Raw genomic sequence first — 10,077 nt, 5'->3', positions numbered from 1 at the left:
GCGGTCGTCGGGCCGCACGGGCTGGGGCTGGTCGGCGGCGGCGAATCGAAGCTCGCCTTTGCCGAGCTCGGCATCGCCTTCCTGCTCTTCCTCGTCGGGCTCGAACTGTCGCCGCGGCGGCTCTGGGACATGCGCCGTGCGATTTTTGGCCTCGGCCTGATGCAGGTCGTCGTGACCGGGCTGGTGCTCACCGGGCTCATCCATCTGACCTTGGGATTCAGCCCTGCGGCAGCGCTCGCGCTCGGCCTGCCGCTCGCGCTGTCGTCGACCGCGCAGGTGTTGCCTGGCCTCAAAAGCTCGGGGCGGATCAATTCGCCCTTTGGCGAGAAGGCCTTCTCGATCCTGTTGTTTCAGGATCTGGCGATCGTGCCGATGATCACGATCGTCGCCGTGCTGTCGCGCGCGCCCGCCGATCCGTCGGCGCCGCCGGGGTGGCAGATGGCCTTCTTCACCTTGTGGGCGATCGTCGTGCTCGTGCTCGCCGGCCGTTTCGTCGTCAATCCGCTGCTCCGCATCATCGGACGTTATGGCGAGCGCGAGCTGTTCGTCGTCGTCGGGCTGCTCACCATCCTCGCGAGCGCGGCGCTGATGCACAGCCTGCATTTGTCGACCGCGCTCGGCGCGTTCATCGCGGGGGTGATGCTCGCCGACTCGCCCTACCGGCACGAGATCGAATCGGATGTCGAACCCTTCCGCCTGATCCTGCTCGGCCTCTTCTTCCTCGCGGTCGGCATGGTGCTCGATGTCGGGGCGGTGTTGGAGCAGCCGCTGCTCGTCCTCGCGCTCGCGCTCGGGCTCGTGGCGGTGAAGGTCGTCGTGCTTACGCTGATCGTAAAGCTGTATGGCAAGCCGTGGCCGGCGGCGCTCGGGCTCGGCCTGTTGCTCAGCCAGGGCGGCGAGTTCGGCTTCCTGCTGTTCGCGCAGGCGGCCGACGCGCTGCTGATCGAGCCCGAAGCAGCGAGCCTGTTCAGCGCGGTGGTGACGCTGTCGATGGTGACGACGCCGTTCCTGATGCTGTTCGCGCGCAACCTCGAATTTTCGCCCGCCGCCGAGCCGTTCGACCTCGACGATCCGGCGGGCGCGCCGCGCGGGTCGGCGATCGTCGTCGGTTACGGGCGCTTCGGGCAGATCGTGTCGCAGATGCTGCACGGCGTCGCCTGTTCGGTGACGCTGATCGACAAGAAGCCGAGCCAGATCGAGCTGTCGAGCCGGTTCGATACCAAAGTCTATTTCGGCGACGGGCTGCGCGTCGACCTGCTCCGCCGCGCGGGCGCCGACGAGGCGCGGCTGATCATCTTTTGCATCGACGATGCTTCGGTCGATGCCGCGGCGTTGAAGCCGATCGTCGACGCATTTCCGAATGCGAAGGTGCTGATGCGGGTATTCGACCGCCGCCAGTTGCTCGCGATCGACGGGGCGGGGGTCGACGGGGTTGTTCGCGAGGTCTTTGAAAGCTCAGTCGCAATGGGCCTCACCGCGCTGCGTTATCTCGACGTCGATCCGCGCGAGATGGAAGATGTCGAGGCGACCTTGCGCCATCTCGACGAGACGCGGCTGCAGGCGCAGATCGACGAGGGCGATATTTCGGCGGGCATGGATCATCGCTTCAAGCCGGGCGGCGGACGCGAGGCCGAAAGCGTGCTCGAGAAATTCCGCTTGCGGCGCCTGGCGGCGAAGGCGTTGAAGGACGATCCGAAGGACGAGGAAAATGTGCAGACGTCAGCGATGAACTGACGCCTGGCCGTCGAGAAACGCGGCGACGGCATCGAGACCATAGTCTTCGGTGACGAAACTCTGTCCGATGCCGCGGGTCAGGATCAGCGGCAGCTTGCCGCCACGTACCTTTTTGTCATGCGCCATATGTCCCGCGAGCGTCGCGCCATCGATGTTGACGCCCGCGCTGGCGAGGCTGTGCGGCAGGTCGACGCTGGCGAGATGCGCGCGCACCCGTTCGGCGTCGGCCGCGGAGCAGAGGCCGTTCGCGGCCGAAAACTGGTGGGCGAGGACCATCCCCGCCGCGACCGCTTCGCCATGGAGCAGCCGGTCCGAATAGCCTGTTTCGGCCTCGAGCGCGTGGCCGAAGCTGTGGCCGAGGTTGAGCAGCGCGCGAATGTCCTGCGTCTCGCGTTCGTCGGCGGCAACGATGCGCGCCTTGGCGGCGACACTATGGGCAATCGCCTTGTGCCGGGCTTCGCTGTCGCCCGCGAGCAGCGCCGCGCCGTTCGCTTCGCACCAGGCGAAGAATTCCGCGTCGTCGATCAGCCCATATTTGACGACCTCGGCATAGCCGGCGCCCAGTTCGCGGCGCGGCAGCGTTTCGAGCGTCGTTGGGTCGATTACGACCAGGGCGGGCTGGTGGAAGGCGCCGATCAGGTTCTTGCCCGCGGGCACGTTGATCGCGGTCTTGCCGCCGACGCTGCTGTCGACCTGCGCCAGCAAGGTGGTAGGCACCTGGATGAAGTTGCAGCCGCGTTTGACGATACTGCACGCGAAGCCGACGAGGTCGCCGATCACACCGCCGCCAAGCGCAATGACATGGTCGCCGCGCTCGACGCCTTCGCCGACCAGCCATTCGGTCAGGCGCGCGAGCCCTGCCCAGCTTTTCGTGCTTTCACCCGGATCGAGGACGAAGGAGGAGAAGGAAATGTCCGCCATCGCGAGCGAGGTGCCGAGCGGAATCAGATATTGTTCGGCGACATTGGTGTCGGTGACGATCATCGTGCGCGGGCGTTTCAGCAGCGGCGCGACATGATCGCCGATGTCGCGGATCAGCCCGTCGCCGATCAATATCGGATAGCTGCGGCTGCCCAATTCGACGGTCAGACTTTCCATTGCGGATCTTCCCACTTTGACAGAGCCTCCAGGATCGCGCGCACCGTGTGGTCGTGCGGCGTGCTTGCCGAGCTGACGTGCAGATGCGCCTCGGCATAGATGGGATTGCGGACCGCCGCCAGTTCGCGGAGCACCTCGCCGGGGTCGCGGTTCTTGAGCAGCGGGCGGTGGCTGCGGCGGCCGACGCGTTCGACGAGCGTCGCGATATCGGCGTCGAGCCAGATGCAAAGGCTATCGCGCAGGATCAGCGCGCGGGTTTCTTCGTTGATGAAGGCGCCGCCGCCGGTCGCCAGCACCATCGGTTTTTCAGCCAGCAGCCGCGCGATCACGCGGCGTTCTCCGTCGCGGAAATGCGCCTCGCCGAAGCGCGCGAAAATGTCGGATATCGTCATGTCCGCCGCGCGTTCGATTTCGTCGTCGGCATCGGCGAAACGCATGCCCAGCCGCTGCGCGAGGCGGCGCCCGATCGTCGATTTCCCCGACCCCATCAGCCCGACGAGCACGATCGACCGGTCGCGGATCGACGCGGGGATGGCAGCAGCCGGGCTTTTCGGGTTTCGCGACATGGTGCGCGCGGCTATACCGAAGGGGCCGCGCGGAACAATGGTTTTGCTGCGGTTCAAATGAGACGAACGGCAGGCATTGGATATTGCGGGCACGGGGCAGATCGGGAAAAGGCCGCTGGATCGCACGATTGATCGTGCTGGCGCTGGTGCTGGTCGCGTTCTTTCTGTTCCTGCTGTTCCTTGGCCGGCCGGTCGAGCCGCGAATGATTGAGGTGGACGTGACCGACAAGATTGCCGAAAGCGCTCCCCGATGAAGATGAAAATGCTTTCACTGACGCTCGGCCTGTCGGGCACCGCGCTCGCCGCGGCGCTGGTCCTGCCCGCGATCGCACAGGAATCGCTGCTGCCCGAAGGCTTTGGCAACCCCGCCGAGACGCCCGCGCCGCGGCCGGCCCCCACACCGTCGCCGACGACAACGCCGACCCCCGGTTCGGCGCCCGCTAATGGCAGCGCCCCGCCGCCTGTCGTGCCGACGTCCGGGACCGCAAGAGCGAGCGCATCGGCCGAAACCGGCAAAGAGGATGAAGAGGTCGAATCGGGCGGGCTGAAATATGACCTGCCGCCGGGCGCGCGCCGCCTGCTGACGCGTGTCGGGCCGCTGACGCCCGAAACGGGCGGGCTTGCGCCCGATGCGTTCGGGGTGCGCGGCCAATATGCCGCCGCGATCATGCGCAAGACGAACGGCCAGTTCGCATCGCGCTGGGCGCAGATCCTGCTTCGCCGCTCGCTCGCCTCGGCGATCGACACGCCCGGCACGATCAACGGCGCCGACCTTGCCGCCGATCGCGCCTCGCTGCTGCTCCGCATGGGCGAATCGATCACGGCACGCCGGATCGTCCAGTCGGTCGACTATGATCGCGCGAGTCCGCGCCTCGTCGCCGCGGCGCAGCAGACCTATCTCGCCAATGCCGATCCCGCGGGCATGTGTCCTTATGTCCCCGCGGGGCTCGCGCATGGCGACGAGCAGGCGTGGCGCCTGGCCTCGGCGATCTGTTCGGGGCTGTCGGGCGAAGCCGGGCCGGCCAGCTGGGCGATCGGCCGCGTGCGGTCGAGCGGCAAGATCTCGAACTTCGACATATTGCTGACCGAGCGCGTGCTCGGCGCGACAGGCGCCGGCCGCCGCTCGACGACGATCGAGTGGGACAATATCGACCGGCTGACAAGCTGGCGTTTCGGCATGGCGACCGCGACCGCGATTCCGGTGCCCGAGGCGCTGCGCGCCGCGGCGCCGTCCAATATCAAGAGCTGGTCGGTGCTCGCGCCGATGACCGACATGGCAAGCCGCATCGCCGCCGCGCCCGAAGCCGCCGCACGCGGCGTGCTGTCGAGCGAGGCCTATGTGTCGCTCTTGAGCGCCGCGGCGAGCGAAGAAGAGCCCGCAGCGGCGCTCGCGACCCAGACCGAGCAACTGCGCGCCGCTTTTCGTTTGGCGAACGGTGTCGATCGTTATGCGGCGATGGAACGGCTTTGGGCCACCGACGCCAGCCCGACCGGGCGCTATGCCGCGATGGTCGCGACCGCGCGCGCCGCGGCCGCGCTGCCCGCCGATACCGAAGTGGGCGACGATCCATGGCAGCTGCTGGGATCGATGCTCGCGGGCGGATATGACGAAAATGCCATCGCGTGGGTCCCGACCGTTTCGGTCGGCAGCCGCGCATGGGCCGTGCTCGCGGTGGGGTCGCCGCGGCCGCTTACGGGCATGAGCGCGGGCGCCGTCGGACGCTTTTCGGGCGACGACGATAGCGCCGATACGCTGCGGTCGAAATTCCTGCTCGCGGGGCTCGCCGGCCTCGGTCGGCTCGATGCGAGCGCGGCGGCGTCGGCGGCGGGCGATCTCGAGGTCGACCTGGGCAAACAGACACGCTGGTCGCGCGCGATCATGGCGGCGGCCGAGCGGCGCGAGCCCGGCATGGTGGCGCTTCTCGCGGCGGCGGGAATGCAGGGCGAATGGTCGAAAGTCCCGCCCTATCATCTCTATTATATCGTCCGGGCGCTGCGCGAAGTGGGCCTGGCGTCCGAAGCGCGGATGATCGCCGCCGAAGCGTTGGTGCGTGTTTGAGGCCATAAAGCTGCCGGGCATCGGCGATGTCTGACGCGGCGCTGATCGACCGCTTCCTCGAAATGATGGCGGCCGAGCGCGGCGCGTCGCGCAACACACTGGCCGCCTATCGCCGCGACCTGGGGCAGGCGGCGGAGTGGGTGAAAGGCCGGCTGGCCGACGCCGATGCGGGCGACTTGCGCAAATTGATGGCGGATTATCGGTCGCTTGCGGCAAGCAGCGCGGCGCGCAAGCTATCGGCCCTGCGCCAGTTTTTCGCCTTCCTGCTCGATGAAGGCGAGCGGACGGACAATCCGGCGCTCGATATCGCGCGGCCCGCGACGCGCCGGCCGTTGCCACGCATCCTGACCCACGATCATGTCGAACGGCTGTTCGCGCAGGCCGAGGAGGAAGCGGGGGGAGAAGCGCCGCCCGCCGCGGCGGTGCGGATGCTGTTGCTGCTCGAACTTCTCTATGGTTCGGGCCTCCGCGCCAGCGAACTGGTGTCGCTGCCGCGCCGCGCGGTCGCCGGCGAGCGCGAATATCTGATCATACGCGGCAAGGGCGACAAGGAGCGTCTGGTCCCGCTGTCCGAACGCGCGCGCACCGTGCTCGACCGCTGGGTGCCGTTGCTGGCCGACGGCTCGCCCTGGCTGTTCCCGTCGGGCAAGGCGCATATCTCGCGCGTGCGGTTGTTCCAGATGCTGCGCGACCTTGCGGGGCGGGTGGGGATCGACCCGGCCGCGGTCAGCCCGCATGTGCTGCGCCACGCCTTTGCTACCCATCTGCTCGAGGGCGGGGCCGATCTGCGGGCGCTGCAATTGATGCTTGGCCACGCCGATATCGCCACGACCGAAATTTACACGCATGTCGACAGCCGCCGCCTCGTCGAGCTGGTCAACAAGCGGCATCCGCTGGCGCGGATGCCAGATCCTACCGCCGCCGTTGACCTCAAGGCGCCTTCGTCCTAGCGCTCTCGCATGACAGCCTTTCTGGACTTCGAAAAACAGGTCGCCGCGCTCGATCGGCAGATTGCCGAGCTGCGCGAAATGGGGGACGACCCGACGCTCAACATCGACAATGATATCGCGCAGCTTGAGGGCAAGTCCTCGAAATTGCTGCGCGAAATCTATTCGAAGCTGACGCCGTGGCAAAAGACGCAGGTCGCGCGCCACCCCGACCGCCCGCATTTCAAACATTATATCGCCGGCCTGTTCGACGACTGGATGCCGCTGGCCGGCGACCGCAATTTCGGTGACGATCAGGCGATTTTGGGCGGAATGGCGCGGTTCCGCGGCCGCCGCGTGATGGTCATCGGCCACGAAAAGGGCGACGATATCCCGTCGCGGATGAAGCATAATTTCGGGATGGCGAAGCCCGAGGGCTATCGCAAGGCGATCCGCCTGATGCAGCTCGCCGACCGCTTCGGGCTGCCGGTGGTGACACTGGTCGACACCTCGGGCGCCTTTCCGGGGATTCAGGCCGAGGAGCGCGGACAGGCCGAAGCGATCGCACGGTCGACCGAGCAATGCCTCGCATTAGGCGTGCCGATGGTCGCCGCGGTGGTCGGTGAGGGTGGTTCGGGCGGTGCGATCGCGCTCGCCGCAGCGAACCGCGTGCTGATGTTCGAACATGCCGTCTATTCGGTGATTTCGCCCGAAGGCTGCGCGTCGATCCTGTGGCGCACGTCGGACAAGGCCGCCGACGCCGCTGCGGCGATGAAGATGTCGGCGCAGGACCTGCTGGGGCTGAAGGTCATCGACCGCATCGTCACCGAACCCGTCGGCGGCGCGCATCGCGCGCCCGAAGTCGCGATTGCCGCGCTGGGCGACGCGATCGAACAGGAACTGGGCGCGCTGTCGGATCTGCCGCGTGAGACGTTGCTTGCCGCGCGCGAGGAAAAATTCCTCGCCATGGGGCGCGCCTGAACCGGAACCCGACCGCGCGCATTTGCGTTCCCGATCAAGACAATGACAAGCTCGGGCTATGTCGCGGCTTGCCTTGTCGTGAATCGGGGATATTCCTTGATGACCAGAAGCATAAGGGAGGCGCGGCAATGACCCGGAAGACGAAAAACGGGCTGGCGATCAAACTGGCGGCATCGGCAGCGCTCGGCAGTCTGGCCTTTACCGGGGTCGCCGATGCGCAGTTGAAGGCGATCAAGACCGCGACGAGCATTTCGCCCGCCGAGCGCAAGCAGGGCACCGACGCGCATCCGCAGCTGATGGCCGAATTCGGCGGGGCTTATAATGGCCCGCAGGCCGCCTATGTGAACCGCGTCGGACAGAATATCGCGGTCCAGTCGGGCCTGTCGCGCTCGCCCGCCGATTTTACCGTCACCCTGCTCAATTCGCCCGTGAACAACGCCTTTGCGATCCCGGGGGGCTATGTCTATGTCACGCGCCAGCTCATGGCGCTGATGAACGACGAGGCCGAACTCGCCGGCGTGCTTGGGCACGAGGTCGGCCATGTCGCGGCGCAGCACAGCAAGAAGCGCCAGTCGGCGGCGACGCGCAACCAGATACTCGGCGTGCTCGGCGCGGTGCTGGGCGGGGCGATCGGCGACAATGGCGGATTGCTCGGCGGGCTGGGCGGGCTCCTTCAGAATAATTCGATGCGCGTGGCACAGCTTGCGACGCTGGGCTTTTCGCGCAGCCAGGAATTGCAGGCCGACCAGCTCGGTGTCCAATATCTGCGCAGCGCGGGCTATGACACGATGGCGCTGTCGACGATGCTGACGAGCCTTGCGAACCAGACGACGCTCGACGCGCGCCTGTCGGGAGGCGACGCGCGCTCGCTGCCCGAATGGGCGAGCACCCACCCCGATCCCGCGTCGCGCGTGCGCAACGCGCAGACGCTGGCGAGCCGGGCGGGAGGTAGCGGCGGCACCCGCAACGCCGATGCCTTTCTCGCTTCGATCGACAATGTGCTTTATGGCGACGATCCGGCGCAGGGCGTGGTTGAGGGGCGCGATTTCCTGCACCCCGACCTCCGGCTGCGTTTCACGGTGCCGAACGGCTATGGCATGCAGAACGGCGCCGATGCCGTGTCGGTGAGCGGCAATGGCGGACAGGCGCAATTTACGACGGGGCCGTACAGCGGCGACATGAATGCCTATATCGCCGCGGCATTCAAGGCGGTGGCGGGTAACGCGTCGATCAGCCCCGGCGCGATCCAGCGCACGACGGTGAACGGCATCCCGGCATCCTGGTCCACCGCGCGGGTGAATAGCCAGTCGGGGCAGGTCGATGTCACCGTCTTCGCTTATGAATTTTCACGCGATCGCGCGTACCACTTCGTCGCGCTGACGCAGGCAGGCGGCGGCAGCGTGTTCAACTCGATGTTCAATAGCGTGCGGCGGCTGAGCACGGCAGAAGCGGCGGCGATCCGGCCGCGGCGGATCGACGTCGTGACCGTCGGGCGCGGCGATACACTCGCCAGCCTCGCGCGGCGCATGGCCTATGGCAATTATCAGACCGAACGGTTCCAGGTGCTCAACCGCCTGACGGCATCGAGCCGGCTTACCCCGGGTCAGAAGGTGAAGATCGCGGTATATGCCAGCAGATAATCGCTTTCGGCGAGTGCACGAAAAAGGGCGGTGGATCGCTCCACCGCCCTTTCCTTTTGGTCGCGCGCCGCAAGCGCAGCGCGAGCGTACCTCGATTATTGTTCGAGGTTCGTCGCAACCTTGTTGAAGGTGTTGCTGACGCTGTTGCCGACTGCGCCCATCGCGGCGATGCCGGCGACGGCGATCAGGGCCGCGATCAGGCCATATTCGATGGCGGTGGCGGCTTTGGTATCGCGAACGAACTTCTTGATGAACTTCATGACTGGTCTCCTGATTTCACTTACCCTGTTGACGGTCTGGTCTGGGTCAACATTCGAAGGTTTAGGGCGAATAGGTTTTGAAAATCTTAATGGCATCCGCCCGAAACCGGTGAGCGGCGGCCCCGAAACGGGACAGCCACCGCGGTGCTACATGTTGGTTTCGGCGGCGTTCGAGACGCTTCCCCACATGCTGTTGGTGGAGTTGGCGACATTGCTTACCGCAACGACGGCCGCCAAAAAGACGAGGGCCAGGATCAGCCCATATTCGACGGCTGTAGCGGCCCTGGTCGACCGCATCAGCCTGTAAAAGTTTCGCATTGTTCCACCCCTGACTGAAATTATAGTTCCCGAGGGTGCCCATATTCACACAGGAAGGTTAACAATTTGTCGGTGCCAGACCCCGGAAAGCCGCAGGAAACCTCGCTCGTTGTCGTCGCGGCGGCGCTCGTCGACCGCGACGGGAGGCTGCTTGTCCAGCGGCGTCCCGAAGGTCTGTCGATGGCGGGATTGTGGGAATTCCCGGGCGGCAAGCTCGAACCCGGCGAAACGCCCGAGCGGGCATTGATCCGCGAACTGGGCGAGGAACTTGCGATCGATGTCGATCATGCTTGCCTTGCGCCCGCCTGTTTCGCGAGCGACATGCTCGGCAACCGGCATCTGCTGCTGTTACTGTTCGTCTGCCGCAAATGGCGCGGGACGCCGGTGGCACAGCACGCCAGCGCGCTGCGCTGGGTACGCCCCGTCGAACTGCACGGCCTCGACATGCCGCCCGCCGATAAGCCGCTGATCGGGCTTCTGGAGGCTTTGATCTAG

The 10,077-nt window shown here is 66.3% G+C and carries 11 protein-coding genes; 8 read left to right on the top strand and 3 right to left on the bottom strand.

The features are described 5' to 3' along the window. The coding region (locus tag VJ811_RS11985; protein WP_324072597.1) for a cation:proton antiporter at positions 1–1,734 on the top strand (1,734 nt) is incomplete at its 5' end. Here the strand turns inward: VJ811_RS11985 and aroB are convergent. Both aroB and VJ811_RS11975 read right to left on the bottom strand, forming a co-directional pair. Continuing rightward, positions 1,720–2,832 (bottom strand): 3-dehydroquinate synthase, encoded by a 1,113-nt coding sequence (aroB, locus tag VJ811_RS11980; protein ID WP_324072595.1) that lies wholly within the window; start codon positions 2,830–2,832, stop codon positions 1,720–1,722. The two genes, VJ811_RS11985 and aroB, sit on opposite strands and share 15 nt — an antisense overlap. Continuing rightward, positions 2,820–3,398 (bottom strand): shikimate kinase, encoded by a 579-nt coding sequence (locus VJ811_RS11975; protein ID WP_324072599.1) that lies wholly within the window; start codon positions 3,396–3,398, stop codon positions 2,820–2,822. Before VJ811_RS11975 ends, aroB begins: the two co-directional genes overlap by 13 nt. Before the next feature lie 128 nt (positions 3,399–3,526). On the opposite strand from VJ811_RS11975, the gene VJ811_RS11970 reads away from it, so the two are divergent. The 5 genes from VJ811_RS11970 (at position 3,527) to VJ811_RS11950 (ending at position 9,004) form a co-directional block, all read left to right on the top strand. Next, entirely contained in the window at positions 3,527–3,652 is a 126-nt protein-coding gene (locus VJ811_RS11970) for a hypothetical protein (RefSeq protein WP_324072593.1), read from the top strand. After that, complete coding sequence (locus VJ811_RS11965) at positions 3,649–5,457, top strand: hypothetical protein (RefSeq protein WP_324072591.1); 1,809 nt, start codon at positions 3,649–3,651, stop codon at positions 5,455–5,457. The genes VJ811_RS11970 and VJ811_RS11965 overlap by 4 nt, the downstream gene beginning before the upstream one ends. 26 nt (positions 5,458–5,483) lie before the next feature. After that, positions 5,484–6,407, top strand: coding sequence for a tyrosine recombinase (locus VJ811_RS11960; protein WP_324072589.1), 924 nt, complete (start codon positions 5,484–5,486; stop codon positions 6,405–6,407). Between the two features lie 9 nt (positions 6,408–6,416). Further along, positions 6,417–7,364, top strand: coding sequence for an acetyl-CoA carboxylase carboxyltransferase subunit alpha (locus tag VJ811_RS11955; RefSeq protein WP_324072587.1), 948 nt, complete (start codon positions 6,417–6,419; stop codon positions 7,362–7,364). 128 nt (positions 7,365–7,492) lie between these two features. Beyond that, on the top strand, positions 7,493–9,004 hold the full coding sequence (locus tag VJ811_RS11950; RefSeq protein WP_324072586.1) for a M48 family metalloprotease: 1,512 nt from the start codon (positions 7,493–7,495) through the stop codon (positions 9,002–9,004). A gap of 95 nt (positions 9,005–9,099) precedes the next feature. Here the strand turns inward: VJ811_RS11950 and VJ811_RS11945 are convergent, their stop codons facing one another. Then, positions 9,100–9,264 (bottom strand): Flp family type IVb pilin, encoded by a 165-nt coding sequence (locus VJ811_RS11945; RefSeq protein ID WP_324072584.1) that lies wholly within the window; start codon positions 9,262–9,264, stop codon positions 9,100–9,102. Between VJ811_RS11945 and VJ811_RS19410 the strand changes: the two genes are divergently transcribed. Both VJ811_RS19410 and VJ811_RS11935 read left to right on the top strand, forming a co-directional pair. Continuing rightward, positions 9,254–9,571: a hypothetical protein gene (locus tag VJ811_RS19410; protein ID WP_414711942.1), complete on the top strand. Its 318-nt coding sequence runs from the start codon at positions 9,254–9,256 to the stop codon at positions 9,569–9,571. The genes VJ811_RS11945 and VJ811_RS19410 overlap by 11 nt on opposite strands. Before the next feature lie 77 nt (positions 9,572–9,648). Further along, on the top strand, positions 9,649–10,077 hold the full coding sequence (locus VJ811_RS11935; RefSeq protein ID WP_324072581.1) for a (deoxy)nucleoside triphosphate pyrophosphohydrolase: 429 nt from the start codon (positions 9,649–9,651) through the stop codon (positions 10,075–10,077).

This window comes from Sphingopyxis sp. (assembly GCF_035250425.1).
In the GTDB taxonomy this organism is placed as follows: domain Bacteria; phylum Pseudomonadota; class Alphaproteobacteria; order Sphingomonadales; family Sphingomonadaceae; genus Sphingopyxis.
The sequence above is the reverse complement of the archived record's forward strand: the minus strand, read 5'-3'. Positions and strand labels throughout refer to the sequence as shown.

What these genes read in the sequence shown, in the direction of transcription:
- VJ811_RS11950 (WP_324072586.1), top strand. Translation starts at nt 7,493, where the DNA reads ATGACCCGGAAGACGAAAAACGGGCTGGCGATCAAACTGGCGGCATCG.
- VJ811_RS11975 (WP_324072599.1), bottom strand. Translation starts at nt 3,398, where the DNA reads ATGTCGCGAAACCCGAAAAGCCCGGCTGCTGCCATCCCCGCGTCGATC.
- VJ811_RS11945 (WP_324072584.1), bottom strand. Translation starts at nt 9,264, where the DNA reads ATGAAGTTCATCAAGAAGTTCGTTCGCGATACCAAAGCCGCCACCGCC.
- VJ811_RS11960 (WP_324072589.1), top strand. Translation starts at nt 5,484, where the DNA reads ATGTCTGACGCGGCGCTGATCGACCGCTTCCTCGAAATGATGGCGGCC.
- VJ811_RS11955 (WP_324072587.1), top strand. Translation starts at nt 6,417, where the DNA reads ATGACAGCCTTTCTGGACTTCGAAAAACAGGTCGCCGCGCTCGATCGG.
- VJ811_RS11965 (WP_324072591.1), top strand. Translation starts at nt 3,649, where the DNA reads ATGAAGATGAAAATGCTTTCACTGACGCTCGGCCTGTCGGGCACCGCG.
- aroB (WP_324072595.1), bottom strand. Translation starts at nt 2,832, where the DNA reads ATGGAAAGTCTGACCGTCGAATTGGGCAGCCGCAGCTATCCGATATTG.
- VJ811_RS19410 (WP_414711942.1), top strand. Translation starts at nt 9,254, where the DNA reads ATGAACTTCATGACTGGTCTCCTGATTTCACTTACCCTGTTGACGGTC.